Below are 25,070 nucleotides of genomic sequence, written 5' to 3' on the forward strand. Positions count from 1 at the left end.
CTGGAGGAGTAATTGATGACTTTTTTCAAAAGAAGCTCTTTAAAATTAACTAATTTCTTCAATGCCATACTTCGATACCCACTTTCTTTCATCTTTTTTATCTTCAGCACTTATCTCATATTAAGAATGAATCACACTTATACTCAGTCATTTTTAGGAAATGAACTATTGGCATCGGTCTTAGGGGGGATTCTGGCTAGCTTAGCTCAAGCAATTTTCGAGCGATTTTTCATTCATAAACGCATTTTTCGTTTAGTACTTTATTTAGGTGCCATACTTATCACAGGTTGCTATTATTATATTTTTTTAAAGGGACATTGGGATCACTATTACCTTATTTCTATTCGAACCAGTGCATTCATCGTTGCTAGTATAGTAGCTTATGTATGGTTACCCTCTTTCAAGAGGAATCTATCGTTTGAACAAGTATTTACGGTTGCTTTAAAAGCTTTCTTCACTAGTTTACTTTTTTCCATCGTTTTACTATTGGGGTTTTACTCGATTGTTGCGACTTATGCATTCTTGATTACTGAAATTGATTTCGTTCTATTTGGTGATATTGCTGCAGTCATTTTTTCTTTATTCGCACCACTCTACTTTCTATCCTATTTTCCTTTTTATGAAACAAACGACGATAAACTTAAAGCGGATCAAATCGTCGCATTATCTATACCAAAATTGTTAGAGATTTTGATTACGTATATCGTTATTCCATTACTCAGTATATATACGCTTATTTTGATTATGTACATCTTTCCAAATTTAACAGGACAGTTCTGGTCTGACAATTTATTAGAACCGCTGCTGATTGGCTATGCAATAGTAGGCATCATCACATTATTTGTTGCCCATAATATAAATAATCGTTTAACGAAATATTTTAAATCTTACTTCCCTAAATTATTACTCTTTATCAGTGCGTTTCAAACAGTAGCATCTATTCTTAGGATTCAGCAATTTGGTGTAACACATGGGCGATATTATGTCATAATGTTCGGCTTGTTCTCTATTATATCAAGCGCGTTATATAGCTTTTTTGAAAATAAAAAATGGCTCGTGCCTGTTTTATTTATTGGTTTAACTTATTTATCCATCATACCGCCGATTGATGCGATAACTGTCGGCGTTCACTCTCAAAAGAATCGACTCGAATCGATTCTTTCAGCAAATAACATGCTAAAAGAAAATGATATTGTTCAGGATGTAGTGATCGATAAGACTGATCGTGAAGACATTATCGATAGTATGCGTTATCTATACGAGATGGATGCACTTGATACGTTAGATTGGTTACCTGCGAACTTTTCTAATAGCGACCAACAATTCAAAAATCTATTTGGTTTTAGTCAATATGCCTGGGAGAATGACGACGAATCAGATGAAATAGATGATTACAGTTACACTAGCTTAAGCTTAGAAGATTATGTGATTTTATCATTAGATGTTTCAGGAAGTGATTTATTTACAATCGTTCCTTTTTCTTCTGAAAATATTTCCCCAGATTCAAATGAAGAAAACCTTACTCAACCAATTAAATTAAATGATACTGATTATCTTCTTAAGGTAACAACTAGTAATGATTTGTTTAATCTAAGTATACTCGATGAAAAAGAAGACCCGCTCATCACCCTTGACCTTTCTTTTCTGCTAGAAGCTTCTTACGAGTATCGAGATACAACGAGCGATTTACCAATAGAAGCATTAACTTTTTCCAAAGAAAACAGTCTGCTTAAATTAACTACAGTCATCAAGCAAATTGAAATTCAAGACCATGATAGCTTCACTGGGCAACTATATCTATTTATAGATTTAAAATAAACGGCAAAAAAACTATGCAACTGTTCAAGCGAATACTTGACAGTTTGCATAGTTTCTTTATTTTGCATGTTTTCCAGTGCTTCTTCTCATCCTCAAAATATATGCGATTAGAAGAGCGATGGCAATAAACAGTACGATAATGATTACGTAGAGTAAGGTAGGATTCAATTTCATCTGATCATTAGCATCTTCAACGATAACGACCGCTTCCTCATTTACTTCATCTTCTTGTTCTGAAGAGATTGTAAAATCTTCGTCAAAAGTCCATTCATCCGAATCATTTTTTGCTGAAATGACCATCCGATAGTCTCCAGCTTCTATTGCTTTATCTTCCCAATCAATAACGATTGGCATAGATGTCTCGGGTGCTATCCGTACATCTTCTTGTTCCACACTGTGAACCAATGTATCCCCTTTATAAACTTCTGCCGATACCATCAAATCTTTTAAAATCATTGGCTCAACATTCTGCAAATGAGCAATGACAGCTGTTCGGTAATTAGATAAGCCCGGTTCGATACTCTTTAATTCGACAGAAGGTTGTATTTCATTATCATTTTCTGATAGCTGCAGTCCAATTATATAAGCATAATCGTTTATGATCGCGACCCCTTCATTGCCTTCAACAGTTGCTGGCTTTTTCTCTTGAAAACGAATACCGCCTAAAATCACACCGTCAAATGACTGTTCCGGTGCTTTAATGTTGGTAAAAACGGAAGCTGTTTCGCCAGGCTTGATGGCTATTTCTTTTTCATTTAATTCTGCAATAGAAGTTAGAGGATGTTCTCCTTCAGCTATAGCCTCTGGATCGTCATACACAATAACCCCATTACTATTTGTGGTAGCATCATTCAATTGCACTTCTACCACGATTTCCTCATCGCTACTGTTTTCAATCTGTGTTTCTATTTCTTGAACTTGTCTAGGTTCTATTCTTAAATCAAAATATGATTGATTTAAATCGCGCTGATTATCTGGCAATACAGCTCTCACAGAAAAAGCAACACCTTCTTCAGCAAAAACAACCTTAGTGCTTCCAATCAACGAAATAACTACAAGTAAAAGTAGCCATCTAGCTATCAAAACGACTTTATTCATTTGGCGCTGCTACTAACGTCCATGTTATTGTCGCAGCGTGCTCACCTAAAGAACCCACACCTGCTGGTACATCTAGGGTAATATTATCTTCAACGCCACTCCAGCTGAACAACCAGCTACCTATACCTTGTCCCTCATTCGCTGTGATCGGGGTCGCACTGTTTTCGCTGTTTAATGTGAACTCATTCGTAGTAGGTGCGACCGTCTGAGTATTATTTGTTGTTGGAGTAGGTGCGCTAAAATTCAGCACACTTCCTTGTAATGTTTCCTGAGCGGTTACTGCATCTGTGAAGGGTGATAGCGCAGCAGTTACTTGCCAACCAGCTCCAGTACCCCTAGCATCGTCAACCTGTAAACTTTCTGCAAACTCAGCGGTACTTATTGTTCCATTTAAACTTACAGCATCTACAGAAACAGTCGATGACTCAAAGTTGATTGGATCTGGTACGTTTACTAAAGAAATATCTCCGCCTTCAAATGTAACGTTTACATCAGTTGTTCCTGCTGTACCCTCTTCGTTTACTGCTGCAGTGGCATGGATAGATTGCGCGGCCAAGAGTAATCCTACTCCCAATAAGCCAAATATCTTTTTACTAGTTTTCATCATTTTTCCTCCTAAAGTTATATCCCTTTTTAATATATAAATCCATCGTTAAGGTGTATCTGATAACGTCCATGTCATACTCGTGCTATACGTATCAGCTACAGCAATTTCAACCATTTTAAGATGAGGTCCTTTGTTCCCAGGCCAAGATACACTTACTGGAACTTTTTTTAAACTTGAACCACTTTGAACCGTTAAAGCTTCTTCAGTTAATGGCAATGTATGATTATGATTATCAATAAAAACCAGTGCTCCAGGTAATTCATTAGCAGTCTTCTCGCCTCTCAAAGGATGCGCCAACCGGACGTCTAGTTTCCACCCGCTCCCAACACTTCTAGTATCGAGGACTAATATTTCCCAATCTTGACTAGGAATCGGTATGACGCCTTTTTTCTCTCCTAGTTTATGCTTTCCGAATGTCATTGCCGTTGGAACTGTAATCAGCTTCAATTCACTTTCTAAGACAACTGTACCCCCAGATAAACTAGTGTGCTGTTGACTATTGATCGCTACTGCCGTAATGTTCGTACCCGCTGGAAATGATTTTCTGGTATCAATTAAAAATGTCCCATCGTTAAGCGTTTTGCCCGTAAAAACTTCACCATTGATCGTCAATAGAATCGTTACATTTGGATCGGCAGTCCCGTGAATCACTGTGTCTTTACTGTGAACCTCCGATATAACAGGTACATTTGGTCGATCTATAACGGTAGTCGTCGTTTCGGTACTTAGGAGCACTTCATCCATTATTTGAACACCGCGAATAATCGTTCCCGGTGGTCTTGCACCTACTTCCACTATGAATGTTCCATCTGGTCTAATAATCGTTGTAAATGTTTCTCCATTAATTGTAATTCTAGCGGTATTTCCTGGTATACCTGTACCACGAATGGAACTGTCTGTAGAAAAAACTGTTGTAGAAAAAGTTAATGGTGGTACAACTGGATTAACAGTAGAAAAACTTGCGGTAGGACGTACACCTGTTATCGAACTCATCGGAACCAATTGAGTCCCAGCAATGGCTGCTGCCTGAAAGTTATACACGCCATTACTTATTAGTGGTAACGTATTGTAGTATAAATTAACGGTAAACGTATATGTCCCCATTAAAGACAAGTTGTTTAATCCAGCTAAATTTACATTGAAATAAATTTGATTATTTACAGTATCCAGTTTAACTTCTGCATCTGTATACGTCTTAGTCCCACCTGTCAATGTAGTACCTAGCAAACCTGCAATACGATGAGTAGCATCTTTTTTTTGAATGTTATTCATCAAGGCTTTAGGAATGGCGAATATTATTGTAGAATTCCTTACGCTATTAAGGTTTATAGCGCTTGAGCCAGTATAGGTCAAAGTGACTCTATTCTGATTATTGATACGTGTATTGCTTGCTGATAAAGTGCCGTTAGTGTATATGGAGGCCTCAGGAACTGGATCAGCCATGATTCTAAATGAGTTTTTTTTACTATCAGAAGTTTCTTCATCTGAACCGATTAACGGTTCTTCACTTTCTTTTATATTTGGTTCTTCACTTTCTTCTTTATTTGGTCCTTCGGCAGTTTCTTCCTCTTCTTCAATTGCCTCAATGATTTCTTCCAAGTCAATTGAATCCATCACTTCCTCTTTAGGCGAAGTTGATGGTGGCTCCAATTCAGGACTCACTTCTTTTTCTAATTCATCCTCAACGATTTCTTCAACTGGAAGTTTAGCATCCTCATCTAAATTGGCGTCTTCTGTCTCCTCCAATTCGTTTTCTGTATCGTTCTCAGAAGTAATTTCGACATCAGCTTCCTCATTCGTTTCTTTCACTTCTATTATCTCATCTTCAGTAATTTCACTATGTTCACTTTCATCCGATGCATCCTTTCTGTTTTCCGTGACTACTCTTTCTTCAACTTCATCTTCTCCACCTGTTAGACTCGAAGCTAATACAGGAGAAACAACTTGAACAAGTAATATTAGAAGAATAACTAAGCTCAACATAATACCCACTTGCTTGTACTTAATGATTTTGAACACCCCCAAAGCATTTCAACGTGCTTTTAACCTTGAGCTAATAGATTCATAACGCTTCTATTAACTTCCAACGGACATCGTCTCTTCATCTGAGAAAACATTACCATAAATAACATTATCATAACATCGAACTTTATGAACTATTTGTGACATATTATATATCAAAACAGGATATAAAACCCTTTATTTGTCTTTTTTATTCTAAATTTCTTAATATAAAAAAATAACAAATTATAAAATATGTATAAATAATATTATCTAACTAACGATTGAACCAACTAAAATCACATTTTAAAAAAACTAGGTTATTTTCACCACTTTAGTTCCCTCATTAAATTAAACGATTCATTCAAAACGTAATAGGCTAAAAATTTAAGCAGATCATCGAATTTTACAGGGAAGCCTTTTTATTTGGATAATTTCAATCAGGGAGGTAGTATATGAATATCTTAAAACTTAAAGGAGAGATTTTTTAATATGAGTAATGAACAAAATATCAATCCATTAAATCAGTATTACAATGATGATTTTCCTAAACAGCAGCAAAAAGCACCAGGTCTTCAAAAAGACATGAATCCCGTACCAGATTGTGGCGAGACTTCTTATGTAGGTACTAGCCAATTAAAGGGTAAACGCATCTTGGTAACCGGTGGTGACTCTGGAATCGGTCGTGCCGCAGCAATCGCATACGCTCGAGAAGGTGCTGATGTAGCGATTAACTATCTTCCTGAAGAACAACCTGATGCTGATGAAGTCAAAGCATTAATTGAAGCTGAGGGTAAAAAAGCAGTATTGATTCCTGGAGATTTAAGAAGTGAATCATTCTCAAAAGGAATGGTAGACAAAGCTGTCGAAGCATTAGGCGGGCTTGATGTTTTAGCTTTAGTCGCAGGTAAACAACAAGCAGTAACAAATATAGAAGACATTACGACTGAGCAACTAACGAGCACTTTTGAAATCAATATCTATTCAATGTTTTGGTCTATCCAAGCAGCATTGAAACATTTACCAAAAGGTGCTTCTATCATTACGACCACTTCAGTTCAAGGGTATACGCCTTCTTCTAACTTACTGGATTACGCTTCAACTAAATATGCTATTAGAGGATTTACGATCGGTTTAGCTGATCAACTAGCACCAAAAGGCATTCGAGTGAACTCTATTGCGCCAGGTCCAGTATGGACTGCTTTACAAGTTTCAGGTGGACAACCTGCGGATGCTATTCCAGAGTTTGGTCAACAGGCACCTTTAAAACGTGCAGGCCAACCAGTTGAACTTGCGGATATGTATGTTTATCTCGCTTCAGAAAAAGCAAACTATGTGACTGGTCAGATTTATGGTATCACTGGTGGTATTCCATTATCATAAGATCATAGACTAACCACTTATACTATCCCTGACTGTGAAATCAGTCACTTAAAAAATTCAACTACAAAGAAGCCCCTTAGAATTGTCTTTTGACAATGTTCTAAGGGGCTTTTATTGTTCAAGGATTTTTTCTTCTTAATTTTTATTGTGTTTAATGAATTATTCAACGTGAAGATCAGATTCATTTTATTTTCTATGCTAGATCTATACTATAAAGTCGAAGAGATTGGAGTGATGCGTACGAAAGCCACTTTGACACTCCATAAATTTTGAACGCAACCGTCGAACATTATAAAAACCGACCAAAACTGCGTTTGGGACTTTTGTACAAGCCACTTCTTAAAGTTCAGAACGCTTGAATATCATCTTAGCCAGTATAGATATAATCAATGGAATTAAAAAAACGGCCAGTAATGTTAATAATGAATATGGTGAAGGTTCTAATAAGACTATTGAAACATACAACCAGATGACGATTAATTGAAGAATCGTTCCAATCGTTATTAACCCCTTAATCTGCTTTTTAACTACTCCTGTACTTTTTTCTGAGTATCGCAAAGCAATTTCACTAATAATAAAAATTCTTATAAATCTGTTTCCAATATCATCCTTCCACATTTTAAAAAGAGCAAACACATAAAAAATCGTCATGATGGTTGAGAAAATAATAAAACTGATAATCATTTGAAACACCCCTAACTGTTTATTTTCAGTTCCTAAGTTAAATGTAAAGACTTACATTCTATTTTACGGTAAACTATCTATTGTAGTCAAAAATCACAATGGAGGATTGTTTATATTATGAATAAAGCAAACTTTACGTTCCACAATGATGTTGAAATACCTAAAATCGGTTTCGGTACTTGGCAGATTCCTAACGAGGAAGCCTATGATGCGGTGACAATGGCTTTGAAAAATGGCTATACCCATATCGATACTGCCCTAGCCTATAAAAATGAAGAAAATGTCGGAAAAGCAATAAAAGACTATAACCTTTCAAGAGAAGAAATCTTTATTACTAGTAAACTACCAGCTCAAATCAAAGGTTATGAAGAAACATTAAAAGCTTTTGAAGAGACTGTTACTAATCTTGATGTTGATTACCTTGACCTTTATCTTATCCATGCCCCATGGCCATGGGATGATATGGGTAAAGACTGTACTGAAGGAAACATTCAGTCTTGGAAAGCAATGGAAAAATTATATAACGATGGAAAAATCAAAGCGATTGGTGTATCAAACTTCGAAATCAAAGACATCCAAGCTTTGTTAGATCATTGTGATATTGTTCCAATGGCTAACCAAATACCGTTTTATGTTGGACGAGACCAAGAGGATCTATTAGCTTTCTGTAAAGAGCACAATATCGTTGTCGAAGCCTACTCACCATTAGCAACAGGTGAATTGTTGGATAATAACGATATCAAAGCGATGGCGAATAAATACGAAGTGACACCTGCCCAACTATTAATTAGATATTGTATAGAAAGAGACACTTTGCCACTTCCTAAGTCAACGCATGAAGAACGAATCGTGCAAAATAAAGAAATCGACTTTAATATTTCTGAAGATGATTTGAAAAAATTGATGGAAATGGAAGACGTTAGAAAATAAAATGATCTCTTTAAGCCGTTATCATTCAACTGATAACGGCTTTTTTTGACGAGAAGTACTATAAAATGATAAAATTTTAAAGACAATGATTCATTTATTATATTTTTAATGAAAAGAGGTTTTTCAGTGATTCAGCATTCGTCCAATCAAAACAATGACAATGCAACAGCCATTATTATTCCCTCTCTAAATCCAGATGAGAAATTAAAAGACCTCGTAAATGCTATTCGAATGGAGATCAGTGAATCTATTCCAATTATTTTAGTGGACGATGGAAGTAATCCTGAGAGCAAAGCCATCTTTTCAGCCCTCTCAACGTACTCAAACACCTATCTATTGACCCATCACATTAATAAGGGAAAAGGACAAGCATTAAGAACGGCTTTTGACTTCATTTTAAAAAACATGTCAGATTACGTGGGTGTTATCACGGTAGACGGTGATGGTCAACACTCCACCAGTGACATAAAAAAATGTATGACGGCTTTTAAAACGGATAAGCGCAGTATTGTTCTCGGTAGTAGGCACTTTGATAAAGAAAAGGTCCCCCTTAGAAGTAGATTTGGTAATATACTCACCCGTAAGATCATCAAAGGAATGAACGGTCTTGACTTAACGGATACACAAACTGGCTTACGTGTTATTCCAACTTACACCTTAAAAAAGCTTCTAGCTTTACCTGGGGATCGTTATGAATATGAATTGAATATGCTATTATTTTTTAAAGAACAAGAAATACCGATTAATGAAGTTCCCATTAAAACCATCTACCTCAACGAAAATGAATCTTCTCATTTTAATCCTTTGATTGATTCAATCAAAATTTATTCCATTTTCTTGAAATACAGTTTTTCTTCAGTAATTTCTTTTTTGCTTGATATTTCTTTATTTGCACTATTTGTTTATCTATTGGAGCGTTTGACACCTTTTTACTACATCATTATCGCTACAGTATGCGCTAGGTTACTCTCTGGTTGCTTTAACTATCTATCAAATAAACATCTTGTATTTAATAGTAAGCATTCTTCTAAGGCTTTTATACGATATGTAACCTTATTTCTAATTCAAATGATTGCTTCAGCATTTTTAGTGGAGTCCATTGTGGATATCTTCTTGTTTGATGCAGAATGGGTAGTGAAAATGCTAGTTGACCTATTCATTTTTTGTGCTGGTTATTATGTTCAAAAGAATTGGGTTTTTAAAGACAAGCTTCCTAAAGTTGTTAAATGAATCCATAAGGATAATCTACAAATTTAAATGATTTTATTTAAAAAAGTTGAAGCTTGTACGACATTAGCTGTACAAACTTCGCTTTTTTTATTTGTTCTTTTACTAAATAGTTGTTTTATCTCAATCCTTATAAATCTCATTTTATAATTTGTCATATTTATGACATATTCGCAAAATGTTATTTTCGTGTTAATGATTTCATAATATAAAGTGTCTTATTTGTATTTTCGTTTATTTTCAAGCGGTATATTTGATTTACCAATTATAATACATCCTTCACTAACACTATTTTAAATATAAAAGATGCAAGGAAATGAGTAGCACCTTTATTCGAAAGACATTCGGTAGTCAAAAAAGCCAAAAAATTCTATAATGGTTTGAATCAGGAAATTTCGAAACAGTAGTAAACACTACTCTAAGTCTAGGAGAACAATACATCATTATGAAAAATAAATCTAAAGGTAATCAACAAATTTTTAAAGACTTACCCATTGTTATACCTGCTTTAAACCCGGATTCGAAATTACTGAATCTAATCTATTCACTGCTAAATGCTCAATCTGAACTTTCAATCATTGTAGTAGATGATGGCAGCAATATAGTAAATGAATTTATATGGGATGAAATTAAATCAATCGATCGTTGTACTTTATTAAGACATTCGACAAATTTAGGAAAAGGTGCAGCACTTAAAACAGGCTTTCAGTATATTCTTACTCAACTCAATGAGATTTCAGGTATCGCAACTGTTGATGCCGATGGACAGCATAGCCCTGAAGATATTATCGCATGTATGACTGCCTTTAAAGAAAATCCTAGTCATATCATCATGGGGTCTCGCTCATTCAAGCAATCGAATATACCCTTAAGAAGTAAATTCGGTAATCAATTAACTTATTTCTTTTTAAAAGCCATTCATCATATCCGGCTATCTGATTCTCAAACGGGTCTACGCGTTATCCCATCTTCAGCGATTCCCACTCTTCTTTCATTACCTGGAGATCGTTATGAATACGAAATGAATATGCTTCTATCCTTACACAAGCAGCACTATTATTTTAAAGAAGTTAAGATAGAAACGATTTATCTTAATGATAATCAATCTTCTCATTTCAATCCCTTGTTAGACTCTATACGAATCTATGCGGTCTTTTTTAAATATGGTTTCTCTTCATTCGTTTCTTTTATTGTCGATATCGTTGTTTTTTATTGTTTATTTCATATTCTAAATTCGGGAATGATTCCGTCAGCGATTTTCATAGCAACTGTCGGCGCGAGAATCCTTTCATCACTCACGAACTATTTTACAAACCAACTATTGGTCTTTAAATCTGCTTATACACGGTCTACTTTAATAAAATACTTTGCCCTCGTTTTATTACAGATGAGCGCTTCAGGATTGTTAGTTCAGTTGATCACTGAGCGATCACCAATAAACTCACCTTTATTCATTAAGCTAATGATCGATTTGACACTATTCATCATTAGTTTCCAAATACAAAAGAACTGGATCTTTAATCAATCTAACAAAGAAAGGAACTTACATTTTGAGTAATAAGCAAAAGCAAAAAATATTATTTTCTGTAACATTCTTTTTTATGACCCTTTATTTAATCTGGAGGCTTTTCTTCACGTTACCTTTCCAAGAAGGTTGGTTTGCCATCGTAATGGGCATTTTGCTTTTGGCCAGTGAAACAGCTGCTACTTTAGGAACCTTTGAACTGTTTTGGCGAAAAAACAAACAAGAGCTTATAGAAAAACCAATGATTTTAGATGAAGATTATCCAAATATTGATATCTTTATTGCTACACACAATGAATCGACCGATTTGCTTTATAACACTGTAAACGCTAGTACGTTCATGAAATATCCAGACCAATCAAAAGTACACATCTATCTATGCGACGACGGAAACCGAGAAGAGGTAGCTACTCTTGCTAAAAATTTAGGCGTTCATTATCTTGGCGTTAAAGATAATCAACATGCTAAATCAGGTAATTTTAATTACGCTTTATCAATGACTGATTCGCCATTGATCGTCACTTTTGATGCAGATATGATCCCAAGAAACAATTTTTTAATGGAATCTGTTCCGTATTTTTTATTGCCTAAATACAAGAAAGATGAGAATGACAACTGGATCAAGGGTAAAGATGATGCTCATTATTCAGAAGAAATCGGCTTCGTTCAAACGCCTCAGAGTTTTTATAATCCAGATTTATTTCAATTCAACTTATTTGCCGAAACAACGATTCCCAATGAACAAGATTTTTTTACAAAAGAAATCAATGTCATGAGAAACAGTTCGAATTCAGCGACTTATACTGGATCAAATACTGTTTTATCTCGAAAAGCACTTGAAGAAATCGGTGGTTTTCCTACAGATACGATCACGGAAGATTTTGAAACAGGTATTCTTATTCAAAGTAAAGGCTACCGTACCATAGCAACTACCGAAGTTGTCGCTAACGGTCTGGCACCGACTTCAATCAAAAACCTGATTTCCCAAAGAGTTCGTTGGGCTAGAGGGGTTATTCAAAGTGTTCGAAATACACGCTTGCCTTTCAATAAAGAATTGACTTTTTCTTCTCGTATGAGTTATATGGTCAGCCACTCTTACTGGTGGTCATTTGCTAGACGATTAATTTTTACGATCTCCCCTATTCTATTTGCTTTATTCAATATTCGTATAGCCGTTTGTGGTTTTTGGGATTTACTCCTTTTTTGGGGTCCAAGCCATTTATTCTATAGTTTGTCTATGCGTAGCTTATCTAGCGCTACACGTAATCAACGTTGGAGCCAGATTATTGACACGATTTTAGCACCTTATATGGTCATTCCAGTGATTCTTGAAAGTATCGGTTTAAAACAGATGAAATTTAAGGTAACTGAAAAAGAAATAGAAGGCGACTCTTTTAAACAACAAGTTCTCTATGCCATTCCACACATGATTTTATTATTTTTATCTATTGCTGCGCTCATACGTTTTACTGTCGGTAAATACGGTAGCGAATTATTCTTTGGAAGCATTATATTGTTCTGGCTGGTTTACAATGTGATTAACCTGCTTTACGCTGTATTCTTTTTGTTGGGTAGAAAAATCTATCGCAAATCAGAGAGAATCTCTGCTTCAGAGACGGTTCAAATCAAATTTGAAGATAGAGCAATCACTGGAAAAACCTTAAATCTATCTGAAGGTGGATTCTTACTCGAACTTGACCGAGCTGAATACATTCCTGATGATGAAGAGATTTCTATTATCATTTCAAATGATGAGTACCATGCGGAATTTGAAGGAGAAATTCGATACGTAAAAGAAAATGAAAATCGTTGGTTATATGGTGTTAAATTAACGACGATTTCAGATGATGATAAACGACAATATACCCAATTGATTTATGATCGTCACCATTCGCTACCGGTAAAACTGGATGTGTGGATGACAGCAATTGATGATTTGATCAACAACTTATCGCATCGTATAGAAAAACAAAGACCGGATATGAGAACTTTAGCGAGAATCCCTTTAGATAAACCGATTCAGTTTGATGATGGCACTAAAGGAACCATTAAAGATTTCAATTATAAATACGTGATGCTCTCTAATATGAATGGATCCATTGATACCAAAATCTATACATTGAATGTTGATAATGCTATCGTTGAAATGATTTTTGAACCCGTTGAAGGTAAATCTTTTTCACAAAAATCTGAACACCTTTATGCCATAAAGAATCATGATTATCTCGTTAAAAATCCTGTTTTTATTGCAACTTTAGATGAATGGGTCACCGAGTACAAAACATCTTTGAGCCCTGAAGGCTTGAGTTAAGTTAGGAGATACTACCGTTGGATACACTTTTTACACTTTTAAAATTTTTCGCACTGCTCATTTCATTTTTAGGTTATACCCAATTAGTTGAGCGAAAAATCCATTCAAAACCTTATTTCTCTTGGATAACTGTTTTTTCTTCAATTAGTTGTGTGGTTTATTTTTCTGGCTTGCTCAATATCCTATATCCAACTACACTGACTGTTTTTCTGGTTGGACTAGCTCTATTTATTCATCAGCTATTAAGAAACAAACCTACTTTCATAAGTCTTATAAAACATTTTACGATTATAAATGTTAGTTTTCTATTCGCAGCGATTGTTTTGTTCGGTTCTTTAATCAATACAGAGATGATCCACTATGACAATTTCTCTCATTGGGCATTGATCGTTAAATATATGGTGAATTTAGATGCTTTCCCCACTGCTAGTTCAGCCATCATTGATTTTAAAACCTATCCGTTAGGTAGTAGTTCTTTTTTATATTATGTGAGTAGAATCGTAGGTTACACTGAAGGAACGGTACTAGTAGCGCAATCCTTTCTAATTCTATCTTGCTTTTATGCCCTATTTGGTGTGATAAGAGACACTAAACGGTATTTACTCATCAGTGTATTAGGTGTTTCCTTTTCTACGATGACGATATTCAATATCTCTATTAGAATCAACAACTTACTGGTAGATTTCATTCTACCCCTACTGACTTTAGCAATTATCGCAATAATCTTTGCCCATAAAGACCACCTCTATCGGTCATTCATTTTAACATTACCAATATTCGGTTTGCTTAGTATTGTCAAAAACAGCGGCTTATTCTTCTATGCTATAGGTATGATTTATCTAGCCTACTATGTTTATAGATCTGCTAGATTCCAATCCATCAAAGAAAAAATCAAATTAACGGTTACTTATTTATTGATTGTTGTGTTGTCTATATCACCGTTTCTCTTCTGGAATTATCATACGAAACACGCTTTACAAGGAACGGTTTCCAAACACACACTATCTGTAGAGAACTTTCAGGAAGTCAGTTCAGAAAAATCTGCTGATACGATTCAATTAATTATTCATCACTTTTTTAAAGCAATTTTTTCATTAGATAGTTTATCTACCAGAGGATTATTACTCATTAATCTTTTTGGTATCATCAGCTTTTTTATTGCGTTTTTCCTTTTAAAAAAACGTTGGAATACGTTAAGAATACTTGCTTTGGTAGACTTGATTGTTGTGCTCTATTATTTAGGAAATCTTGCTATGTTCATTTATACGATGCCAACTGAAGAAGCCTTGATTTTAGCAGGACTAGAACGTTACCTATCGAGTATTATTTTATTCAGTATTGGGATTCTTTCAATCAATCTTGTTTATAATATTGAAAATAGTTTTTATATCCAGCAAGGAGATACGAGAGATTATAAAGCCTTTAAAACAATAAAAACTAAACAGATTTATCAAAATAGTGCAATGATATGTACTGCCATAGCGCTTTCTATATTGTTATCTGAGATTAATGGAATGAATAGTATGAATTCAGCTTACGCAGAAAGTGTACCTGGACAAGTGAAAAAAGTTGTCGGTGATCAAACGACATTAGATACCAAGAATCGCTATTTCATCTATGCAAATAATACAGATCAGCAAGTTTTGAGCTATGCATTAGAATATGCAGCTAAATACTTTTTATTTTCACCAAATGTCGATACGTTTTCAACGTTAACTGAGGAGACATTAGATTCTATTGATTCATATGATTATGTTATTCTGTTAGATGAGAATAGTCAGTTATCCGAAATGATCAGCGCAGCTGATCCAGAACAACCAGTTAAAGGCGTTTATGAAATAAATCAGCACCAATTAACAAGAGTAACTTCTGCTCTTTCAAAAGAAAACAATAACTAAAATTAAGAGCCGTTTACTAACGAGTTCATCACAAAAAGCCGTCACATTGAGGGATTTCCCCTTGTAGTGACGGCTTTTTGTGATGATGCTATTGTTTATGATAACCCATTATTTTTAATGACTTTTTGATAGAAGTAAAAACTATCTTTTTTGATTCGAGCCATATCTTTTAAATCATGATCTTCACGATTGATATACACAAACCCATAACGCTTTTTAAAGCCTTGATGAGAACTCAAAATATCGATAACAGCCCAAGGACAATACCCAATCAAGTCTACACCATCAGCAATGGCATCATTACAAGCCGCAATATGATCTCGGATATAATCGATACGATAGTCATCATGAATCTTTCCATCTTTCGTCAATGTATCTGGTGTACCTAAACCATTTTCAGTGATCACTAATGGTAATCTGTACCGATCGTAGTAATCATTCAATACTAGTCTGAGACCCATTGGGTCAATTTGAGCACCGTACTGGCTTGATTCTAAATGAGGATTTTTTTCGATTTTAAAATAACCATATAAGTCGTAATCAATCTCATTCACTTTTGTACCGTAAGGATTTTCTTCTGTTTCGGGAAGATAACTTGCTACTAGCGTACGGTAATAATTCAAGGCGATCAAGTCAGGTTTTGCGCGTGTCAAAATCGCTGCATCCTCTGGCTCTCTAACGGGTTCAATTCCAACTTTAGCAAGGTAAGCTTTATAATACCCTGGATAATCTCCATAACAATACATATCTAACGCATAATTAGTTTTAAAGTTGTCATTCATTTTTGCTGCCCAAACATCCATTGGTTTGTTGGAAGCTGGATAGGTAACGGTTGAAGATACTGCGGGACCAATTTTTCCGCCTTCAACTAATTCATGGCAAGCATTCGTAGACAAAGCATGTGCTACAAACATATGATAATCCATTTGAGCACGAACGCGTTCAGCATCTTCTTCTGATACATCGTACATATTCATCCGTTCATTCACTCGAATCATCAAGTTCTGTTCATTGTTTACTTGCCAATTTTTTACTCTATCGCCAAAAGCTTCGAAACAGATTTTAGAAAAGCGTTCAAATGCATAAACACTTCGGCGGTCTTCCCAACCATTATATTTTTCTACTAGCGCAAAAGGTAAATCAAAATGGTAAAGCGTGACAAACGGTAGGATATCCTGTTCTAAAAGAAAGTCGATAACTTTATTGTAAAAATCGATTCCTTTCTGGTTGATTTCTCCATCACCATCGGGTAGGATTCTCGCCCACGAGATAGAAAAACGATAAGTGTTCATACCGAGTTCTTTCATCAGCAATATATCTTCTTTATAATGATGATAAAAATCACTGGCTACTTTGGTGTCAGCTTGTTTGTCTGATTTCTTAAAAGAATTGAAATCAGTAACGGTCATTCCTTTACCGTCTTTATCCCAAGCACCTTCTATTTGAAAAGCCGATGAGGAAGCACCCCACCAAAAATCTTTTGGAAAATGGTTACGCATAACTGGTCTCCTTGTCTTTAATCATTAAAATATCTTCTAATTTCAGTGTGTTCGTTCTACTGACACTTTGAATATCCTTAAATTCGTTCGTATTTGTAACGACGACTGGTGTAGTCATATCGTAGCCTTTTGAGTGAATAGCATCAATATCAAACTCAAGGATTTTATCCCCTTTATTCAATCTATCACCTATTGTAACAAATTTTCTGAAATACTGACCATTCAATTCTACAGTATCTATCCCTACATGAATCAATACTTCCAATCCATTATCTAACGTTAGCCCAATGGCATGCATCGTAGGCGCAAACGCGGTGACTGTACAGTCATCTGGAGCGACGACCTCACCTTTGCTAGGAAGGATGGCGAAACCTTTACCCATAGCTCCAGATGCAAAAACTTCATCTTCTACATCATTTAGCGGAATCAATTTTCCTTCTACTGGTGCTCCAAGGATTTTATCTGCTTCTGATGCTAATAGTGTAGGCGCGTTTTGAACATCTGTATTCATCGTCAATTGATCTGTTTCAGTAGCGACAGCTTCTTCTGTATCACTTGGTAAATCTTTGAAACCTAATATGACTGTCATTGCACAAGCACCAAAGAATGCTACGGCAATCCCTACTAGATAAGCTAGAAAAGCGGTCGTTCCTGCTTCTGCATAAACGGGAATCGTTAAGATTCCTTGGTTTGCAAAAGCATTTCCGTAAGAACCTCCCCACCCCATGATCGCGCCACCTAGTGCACCACTAATTACAGCATAAATCATTGGTGTTTTAAGCCTTAAGTTCGCTCCATATATTGCGGGCTCAGTAATACCAAAAAGAGCTGTTACACAGGCAGATAAGGCTACTGTTTTAAGTGCTTTGTTTTTAGTTCTGAAGAACACACCTAACGCTGCACCTGCTTGAGAAAAGTTTGCAGCACCAGCAAATGCTAATAAGTTTTGGCGGCCATTTTGAGCCACGTCTTGTATACCAATAGGAATGATCGCTCTATGCGCGCCGAATACGACTAAAACGCACCATAAGCCACCCACAAATGCACCCAAAAGAATGGAACTAAAGTCCATGATATAGTAATACACCCAATTGACACCATTACCCATGTAAATACCGATCGGCCCAAAAACCAATAACGTTGCTGGAATCATCACGAGTAGAGATAAAGTAGGTACAACAATGATTTTCAAGACTTCCGGTATGATCCGTTCAAAGAATCGCTGTACATAAGAAAGAATAAATACTGCAATAATGATCGGGATAACCGAAGAGGCATAATTTGCTTGCGTGACACCAACATTAAACAAGGTTACTGCTGCATCACCAGTCATTAATTCTATAAGTGTAGGATAAACAAGCGTTCCACCAATGACCATTGCAATAAATTCATTCGCTTTAAATACCTTAGCTGAAGTATAGGCAAGGATAATCGGCATAAAGTAAAAGACCGCATCGGAAGCAGCGCTTAAAATCACATAAGTATTAAAGGTCTTAATATCTACATCATAAAAGCGCAAGGCAAACATCACCGCTATCGCTAACAAACCTTTTATCATACCTGAAGCTGCTATGGCCGGTATGGTTGGCGTAAAAATGGCTGCAATCGTATTTAGCACACGATTTCCTAGTGATTCATTTTTATCTAATTTGGTATGTTCTCTATTTCTTTTATCTTCTAAAAGCGGTTCGATTTTTTCATATACTTTTGGTACTTCATTTCCAACGACGACTTGTGTCTGTCCACCGTTTTCTACAACTGATAATACTTCACTCATATTGTTCAATGCAGTTTTATCGACTTTATCTTGATCTTTAAGAACAAATCTTAGTCTAGTGAAGCAATGCGTCAAATCATCTACATTTGATTTCCCTCCAACATTCTGGAGTATGGCTTTGGCTGTTTTATCGTAATTCAATAGCTATCCCTCGCTTTAAAATACCTTTTGATTCAGTCTTACCTAAATAAAAAAATACTTATATAAAATTAGTGTTATTTTTGATTCAGAACTTAATCATAGTAAACTCTATCAAAAATTTCAATCAGTTTAACGTATGATTATAAAAGTTTTTTCTGGTTAAAACGATATAAAGCAAGATGATTCATTTCTCATCTTATTCATGCTAGAAAAGTAAGTTGCTATTATCATCAAAAAAAGCAGTTCCCGAAAACAGGAACTGCCTTAGTCATCATAGACTATTTTTTAACCGAATTCTTCGTATTCATTAGGATGTTGACCTTCTACTCTTCCGGGCTCACCTTTGTCCAATCCATCAATCGTTTCCAACTCTGCTTGTGTCAATTCAAAATCAAACACATCAAGATTAGCTTTTTGATGTTTATACGAAGAAGCTTTCACGATGGGCATCACACCATTTTGTAAATTCCATCTTAAAATCACTTGGGTTGGTGACTTATCATATTTTTTGGCAATTGTAGCGATCGTCTCATGCTCGATGACGTCATTGATCTCTCTACCAAAGGGACTCCAAGCTTCTGTTAAAATACCTAAACGTTTATTGGTTTCAACCAGTTCTTTGTTATTGAAGTAAGGATGTCTCTCTATTTGGTTGGTAGCTGGCGTGACACCAGTTTTTTCAATAATCGTCTCTAGATGCTCTTCTAAAAAGTTAGATACACCAATCGTTTTGATTAGGCCAAATTTTTGTGCATCTACGAGGGCTTGCCAAGCCTGATCATATTTTCCTCTTTTGGGAAGTGGCCAGTGAATCAAATACTTATCAAAGTAGTCGATACCTAATCTATAAAGTGATTCTTGAATCATCTTGATCGCTTTATCATAATCATGAGCCATTCCAGGAAGTTTAGAACTGATGATCAATTCTTCTCTTGGTACAGAAGATCGCCTGATTGCTTCACCGACCATCCCTTCATTCATATAGTTCGTAGATGTATCAATCACACGGTACCCTGCTTCAATAGCCGTTAAAATACTATTGACACCTGTCGCACCTTGAATATTGACTGTTCCTAACCCTATCTTTGGCAAACTTGATCCGTCGTTGAGTTCATAGTGTTCAATTAATGTCATTTTTACGTACATCCTTTCTTATTTTTCTCTTTACCTAGTATATCGAAAACGATCCAAAATCACAGGAATGATGTCTATCACGTTAATGAGATATCTGTATCTAGTATGCTATACCTACTTATCATTAATCAAATAAAAACCTTGTCCTCCGTTTACTGAGAACAAGGTAAAGTAACGTTTAACCGTCACCTTTTTCAAATGATGGATACAATGTCATTCCACCATCTACATAGAGCGTTGTACCGGTTACGTAACTAGATTCACTTGAAGCTAACCAAGCTGCTGCTGCAGATACTTCTTCTGGTTTACCGATATAATCCATTGGAATCATATTCAATGTGGTTTGTTTCGCTTGTTCATCTTCAAATTTTTCTGCATTGATCGCTGTATTGATCGCACCAGGTGAAATCATATTGACTCGAATACCTTTATGGGCATACTCTAATGCAATCGACTCAGTAAAAAGTTTGACACCGCCTTTACTAGCAGCATAATGGGAAAAAGTTGGCCAAGGAATCTTATCATGTACAGAAGACATATTGATGATCGTACCTTTTTTATCTTCTTTCAAAAATTGATTTAAGGCCGTTTTTGATCCTAAGAATACCCCATCTAAATTAACATTCATCACTTTTGACCAATCATCAAAACTCAACTCATGTGTAGAAGCTTTATTTTCCATACCAGCATTATTGACCCACAGATCAAGTGTACCGAAATTGTCTAAAGCGGCATTTAACAAAGTAGCAGCCCCTTCTTCATCTCCAATATCCGCTTGAACAGCGACAGCTTTTCCACCATTCTTCTCTATTTTTTCAACGGCTTCATTCGCGCCTTCTTCATCGCTGTGATAATTGATAACAACGGACATTCGTTCTTGCCCTAATCGAATCGCGATCGCTTCTCCGATTCCTTTAGATCCGCCTGTTACAACGGCTACTTTATTTTTTAAATCCGTATACATATTTTTCCTCCTCAAAGACTTGATTCGATTTAACTCATTAGCTTAACCTTACCTTAGTCTAGAAGAAACCTCAAAAATGACGCTCAAATAGGTTTATTGCCTTCAGTTTTCCTTTTATTACTTCTTTGATACGAAAATCATAAAGCGATTCTCTTAGTTTTTCCTGACACGAAAAAAAACTAACTTTAATTAAGTCAGCTTTTTTTCTATATTACTTACTTAGTTGTACCAATAACCACGTAAATCTTTCTCCATTCTTAGTAAAGCTTCCATGTAGAAATAATCTCCCCAAATAACAAAATCGTCAGGAGAATTGTTATCCCGAACGCTATAAGATCCATGATCCAACAAACCTTGCTCGTCGGGTTTTGATGCATATTCTGTTATCATTGTTTTCATTGATTTTTCAAGTGCTTCTTTTACTAATTGATAGTCTTTAGATGAAGGTTCTAATGACTGTAGTAATTCATGAAACCCACATGCTGCAATGGCAGAAGCTGAACTATCCGGTTTGATATGCTCGTCTATGGGTGCATCAAAGTCCCAATGAGCTACGTAATTATCTGGAAGATGTTTGATAAAATATTTAGCTGTTCTCAATGAAGTTTCTAAATAGTCTGGATTACCCGTATAATGATACGCTAGTGCAAACCCTAACACAGCCCAAGCCTGTCCGCGTGTCCAAGTCGATCCATCAGCATAGCCTTGATGTGTTGCCCCTCTTTCAGGTTGTCCTGTATTTTGATCGAAATAAAAAGTATGGTAAGTAGAGTCGTCTCCTCTAACGAGATATTTTCTCGCATTATCAACGAAGGCTACTGCAGCCTTTTTATATTTCACATCACCAGTTAATGCACTTGCTGAAAATAGTAAAGGCATATTCATCATACAATCAATAATGATTCTTCCACCTAACGCTGGATCTTTAAAGGGCCCCCATGCTTGGATAATCCCTAAATCTTCACGATACCGTTCCATCAGGCGATTTGCCGCTTTCACTGTCAGTTCCTTAGCTTCTTTATCTTGCTCAATTTGCCATTTCGCTCCAGTAGTGGGCGTATATAAAAAGCCAATATCATGCGTATCTAAATGCTTATCTGCTAATAATCGTTCTTTCATCTGTGCTGTTTTCTCACGTGCAGCTATTAAAAAGACGTCATCCTTACTATACTCATACGCTTGCCATATAACACCTACCCAAAAACCATCTGTCCAGTCTGTGTTGTCATTTAGACTATAAACCCCTTCTGTACTGGTGTGGGGGAAAGCGCGTCCAAATCGCTCAATATTCATTTTTACTTTTTCTAATGCTTCTTCAATTGCTCGTTTATACAGTTCAGTCATCCTGATTCTCCTATTCTTTCTCACTTAATTTAATCGTGTTTCCATTAAACTGTACTGTATGATCTTCTATAGAATACGAAAGATCATTCATCTCTTTAGGAAACCCTTTTTCTTGCTTTGGAGAACCATAAAAGCCATGGACCAGTGTATGTTCTCCAGGTTCTACAATCTCTTGAATAGATGGAATGATGGTATTTGGGTAAAGGAGATTGGTATTACTATTCGCTCTAATCTCAACAAGGTTACCATTCTCAAGTACATCGATCGCTCCTACGATGCCGTTCTCATTCTGCAAGTTGATTGCATATTGATGGGATTGCTTTGTTTCAAGTGATTTATTCGGTTGATTTCCCAATGCAAATCCCCCATCAGATAGGAATAATCGAGTATTTGTTTCGATTTTATGAACTCGAATATGCATTGGTGCTCCTGGTATGATCCACGTATGAACGGTAACATCGTCCCAAGGGCGCCACTTCATGTATTGAAACGATTTTGTGTACACTTTTTTGATGACTTTCCTTTTCACTCTATAATCCAGTTCATCCTTACTTAGTGCAAGCATCGAATCAAAGGCGCCTTCACCTAAAGTCAGATTAGAGCGCGGTACACTAAAGCCAAAATGGGTAGAATAAGCAAATTTCTCGTATTTTGCACCCGAATGGTTATGCATATCTAGATATTCATAGCCATTTGGAAACATCACAACTTGTCCATCTTTTCGAACAATCGTTTGTTCGGTAATCCATTCATGCGTCAACGGTTGCACTTCAGGGAAAGCTTCTTCTTTTGCCGCCCAGAATAAGTGCTCTTCTGGTAAGGCTAAGATAAGCATGCTTTTAAAAGACCAATAAGGTGAACCCGGTGCATTGTAGTCTTCACTCATATGAAGATTCGGATAAGTATACCCTACTGAGAGCGTGCCATCCCCATTAAACATCGGTTGTTTGAACCAGTACCGGAAATGTCTGAGTATCATTCCTTTGACCCAACCAAAATCATTCTTATCAACTTCAGCATAAATATAAGCACTAAAGAAAGCTACCTGTGCAAAGCGGTACGTCATACTTCTTCCGTAAGGGATCCCTTGACCTTCTTCTGAAAACCAATACATAAACTTCTTCGCAAAAATCGCAGCTCTTTCTTTATAAAGCTTACTTCTTTTCGGATCATCTTCTTCCATTTCAGCCGCATATATCAAACTATAAAAGTGGATTGCAAAGGCTACGTAGTAATCTACATGCATCCCTACGCCATCACTATACCAACCGTCGCCTAGGTAAAAATCTTCAATTCTATTCAAGTTTCGCTCAATGAGTTCTTGATTATAAGGTTCGCCCACCTTTTTTAATCCGGTATTAACGATGACAGCAAAGAATAACCAATTACAATCTACTGCCTCTACTTCATCAACTTGTTTGATATATTTGACGATCGCTGCTTTTTGATCGCTGGTCAATGGTTCCCAGAATGTGTCAGGAGCGACTATCATCATATAACCGATCGCTGCCATTTCGACGATCAATTGATCAAAGTCTTTTAGCTTTCCCCAATATTCAGGATGTGCTGGATTCGTTCCTCTAATCATGCCTTCAAGTATTTTACTGCTTTGAGCATGTTTACTGCCACCTGCTTCAAGCGGTGCAAGTCCCCAAAGTAGTCGCAACATTGCTTCTACTCCTGCAGTTTTTTGTCCATAAATGGCACTGGTGAAAGCAAGATTTAGTCCAGTATGATCTTGCGTATATTTATCTTCTAGTGGGGCAAGAAATTGATTCATCGCATCAACGATATCTTTTCTTGTTTTAAGTGGGTTATCTTTCAAGGTTTGCATAGGTTGACCTCTCTTCTTACGTAATCTTTTACTCTTACTGGATGTTTCTACCATAAGTATCAATCTGGCTTAAGGCAGGAAATGACGAAGCACTGTCAGATGACTTGATTAAATTTTTAAGTATGATTACTGACGTTTTTCGTTCATTTATACTGAAGGACTGTGTGTGTGCGGTCTGTTCTAAACCGAGTTTTTCTTCACTACCATCTGAAAATACAACAGTTGCCGAAACCCAATAGTTGTCATGAGGGAAATCAGCTCGTAACGTTAGATCAATTCTATTAATCCTGACAGTTCGTCCATAATCAATCGTTAACATCGCATCATCTTGCTGGTTGATTCCCCAAGATTGATAAGGGTAACTACCATGGCTATTATTCGCATAGATGCCATCAATCGCGTTACGTGCAAAGAAAGTCGCATCATTTCTCGTTTCCACATTAGCAGAAGCATGCGGAAAGGCGCCTGTCTCATCCTTTAAATCATGCGTGTTACGAGATAAATTCTGATAATTTTCAATCTCATGCTTCATAGCATATCGAGCAGAAATGTAATGGTTATATCCTTTAAAAGCAATATCAGCAGAAGATTCTATCCAATTTTTCTCAAGTGGAACATCGTAACGAAATTTCTTATCTTTTATAAAGATCATATTCGGTGCTAACGTTTTATCTAACTGTACAATCACATACTGTTTTTCTTTGGAGAGGGTTATCTCAAAGTAATCACCAATTTCAAAAGTCATCATCTGATTAGATAAATAAACCCTTTCATCATCTTCGGCCATCATAGAATGACAAAAATCTTCATAGGTATTTGAGGCTTGTTTGATTCTGCCATTTTTATCGTAAAGTACGAGTTGAATTGTCATAAAATAATACCCCTTTTATAATTT

General features: G+C 36.0%; 18 protein-coding genes. 7 read left to right on the forward strand and 11 right to left on the reverse strand.

All coding sequences use genetic code 11. The features are described from left to right. The first annotated feature begins 15 nt into the window (after window positions 1-15). On the forward strand, window positions 16-1,818 hold the full coding sequence (locus J5J05_RS07200) for a DUF4153 domain-containing protein (protein ID WP_208560006.1): 1,803 nt from the start codon (window positions 16-18) through the stop codon (window positions 1,816-1,818). Window positions 1,819-1,875: 57 nt separating this feature from the next. Here the strand turns inward: J5J05_RS07200 and J5J05_RS07205 are convergent, their stop codons facing one another. Genes J5J05_RS07205 through J5J05_RS07215 form a run of 3 tightly spaced genes read right to left on the reverse strand, consistent with a single transcriptional unit; the run spans window position 1,876 to window position 5,503 of the window. Continuing rightward, window positions 1,876-2,916 (reverse strand): WxLIP family cell surface protein, encoded by a 1,041-nt coding sequence (locus J5J05_RS07205; protein ID WP_208560007.1) that lies wholly within the window; start codon window positions 2,914-2,916, stop codon window positions 1,876-1,878. Further along, window positions 2,909-3,520 carry a WxL domain-containing protein gene (locus tag J5J05_RS07210; RefSeq protein WP_208560008.1) on the reverse strand — a complete coding sequence of 204 codons (612 nt, stop codon included), beginning with the start codon at window positions 3,518-3,520 and terminating at the stop codon, window positions 2,909-2,911. The genes J5J05_RS07205 and J5J05_RS07210 overlap by 8 nt, the downstream gene beginning before the upstream one ends. A gap of 48 nt (window positions 3,521-3,568) precedes the next feature. Then, window positions 3,569-5,503, reverse strand: a complete 1,935-nt coding sequence (locus tag J5J05_RS07215) for an Ig-like domain-containing protein (protein WP_208560009.1) — start codon at window positions 5,501-5,503, stop codon at window positions 3,569-3,571. A 513-nt stretch (window positions 5,504-6,016) separates the two neighbouring features. Here J5J05_RS07215 and J5J05_RS07220 point away from each other — a divergent pair. Further along, complete coding sequence (locus tag J5J05_RS07220) at window positions 6,017-6,907, forward strand: SDR family oxidoreductase (protein ID WP_208560010.1); 891 nt, start codon at window positions 6,017-6,019, stop codon at window positions 6,905-6,907. A gap of 339 nt (window positions 6,908-7,246) precedes the next feature. Here the strand turns inward: J5J05_RS07220 and J5J05_RS07225 are convergent, their stop codons facing one another. After that, the gene (locus J5J05_RS07225) at window positions 7,247-7,591 is read right to left on the reverse strand and encodes a hypothetical protein (RefSeq protein WP_208560011.1); all 345 of its coding nucleotides are present in this window, start codon (window positions 7,589-7,591) and stop codon (window positions 7,247-7,249) included. 117 nt (window positions 7,592-7,708) lie between these two features. Here J5J05_RS07225 and J5J05_RS07230 point away from each other — a divergent pair, with 117 nt between their 5' ends. From J5J05_RS07230 to J5J05_RS07250, 5 genes are all read left to right on the forward strand, one after another. Then, window positions 7,709-8,521, forward strand: a complete 813-nt coding sequence (locus J5J05_RS07230; protein WP_244244659.1) for an aldo/keto reductase — start codon at window positions 7,709-7,711, stop codon at window positions 8,519-8,521. 126 nt (window positions 8,522-8,647) lie between these two features. Then, on the forward strand, window positions 8,648-9,751 hold the full coding sequence (locus J5J05_RS07235) for a glycosyltransferase (RefSeq protein ID WP_208560012.1): 1,104 nt from the start codon (window positions 8,648-8,650) through the stop codon (window positions 9,749-9,751). Window positions 9,752-10,193: 442 nt separating this feature from the next. Then, on the forward strand, window positions 10,194-11,306 hold the full coding sequence (locus J5J05_RS07240; RefSeq protein ID WP_208560013.1) for a bifunctional glycosyltransferase family 2/GtrA family protein: 1,113 nt from the start codon (window positions 10,194-10,196) through the stop codon (window positions 11,304-11,306). Further along, window positions 11,299-13,584, forward strand: a complete 2,286-nt coding sequence (locus tag J5J05_RS07245; RefSeq protein ID WP_208560014.1) for a glycosyltransferase family 2 protein — start codon at window positions 11,299-11,301, stop codon at window positions 13,582-13,584. The genes J5J05_RS07240 and J5J05_RS07245 overlap by 8 nt, the downstream gene beginning before the upstream one ends. Before the next feature lie 17 nt (window positions 13,585-13,601). Continuing rightward, complete coding sequence (locus tag J5J05_RS07250) at window positions 13,602-15,482, forward strand: hypothetical protein (protein ID WP_208560015.1); 1,881 nt, start codon at window positions 13,602-13,604, stop codon at window positions 15,480-15,482. A 95-nt stretch (window positions 15,483-15,577) separates the two neighbouring features. On the opposite strand, the gene J5J05_RS07255 is transcribed toward J5J05_RS07250, so the two are convergent. The 7 genes from J5J05_RS07255 to J5J05_RS07285 form a co-directional block, all read right to left on the reverse strand. Further along, complete coding sequence (locus J5J05_RS07255; RefSeq protein WP_208560016.1) at window positions 15,578-16,981, reverse strand: glycoside hydrolase family 1 protein; 1,404 nt, start codon at window positions 16,979-16,981, stop codon at window positions 15,578-15,580. Next, on the reverse strand, window positions 16,974-18,899 hold the full coding sequence (locus J5J05_RS07260; protein ID WP_208560017.1) for a beta-glucoside-specific PTS transporter subunit IIABC: 1,926 nt from the start codon (window positions 18,897-18,899) through the stop codon (window positions 16,974-16,976). Before J5J05_RS07260 ends, J5J05_RS07255 begins: the two co-directional genes overlap by 8 nt. A 285-nt stretch (window positions 18,900-19,184) precedes the next feature. Then, window positions 19,185-20,033 carry an aldo/keto reductase gene (locus J5J05_RS07265; protein ID WP_208560018.1) on the reverse strand — a complete coding sequence of 283 codons (849 nt, stop codon included), beginning with the start codon at window positions 20,031-20,033 and terminating at the stop codon, window positions 19,185-19,187. A gap of 178 nt (window positions 20,034-20,211) precedes the next feature. Beyond that, on the reverse strand, window positions 20,212-20,997 hold the full coding sequence (locus J5J05_RS07270; RefSeq protein ID WP_208560019.1) for a glucose-1-dehydrogenase: 786 nt from the start codon (window positions 20,995-20,997) through the stop codon (window positions 20,212-20,214). Window positions 20,998-21,216: 219 nt separating this feature from the next. Then, complete coding sequence (locus tag J5J05_RS07275; RefSeq protein WP_208560020.1) at window positions 21,217-22,341, reverse strand: glycoside hydrolase family 88 protein; 1,125 nt, start codon at window positions 22,339-22,341, stop codon at window positions 21,217-21,219. 10 nt (window positions 22,342-22,351) lie between these two features. Then, window positions 22,352-24,175, reverse strand: a complete 1,824-nt coding sequence (locus J5J05_RS07280) for a DUF2264 domain-containing protein (RefSeq protein WP_208560021.1) — start codon at window positions 24,173-24,175, stop codon at window positions 22,352-22,354. 34 nt (window positions 24,176-24,209) lie between these two features. After that, window positions 24,210-25,046, reverse strand: coding sequence for a hypothetical protein (locus J5J05_RS07285; protein WP_208560022.1), 837 nt, complete (start codon window positions 25,044-25,046; stop codon window positions 24,210-24,212). Between the last annotated feature and the right edge of the window lie 24 nt (window positions 25,047-25,070).

It is taken from the genome of Marinilactibacillus kalidii (genome assembly GCF_017599325.1).
In the GTDB taxonomy this organism is placed as follows: Bacteria; Bacillota; Bacilli; order Lactobacillales; family Carnobacteriaceae_A; genus Marinilactibacillus; species Marinilactibacillus kalidii.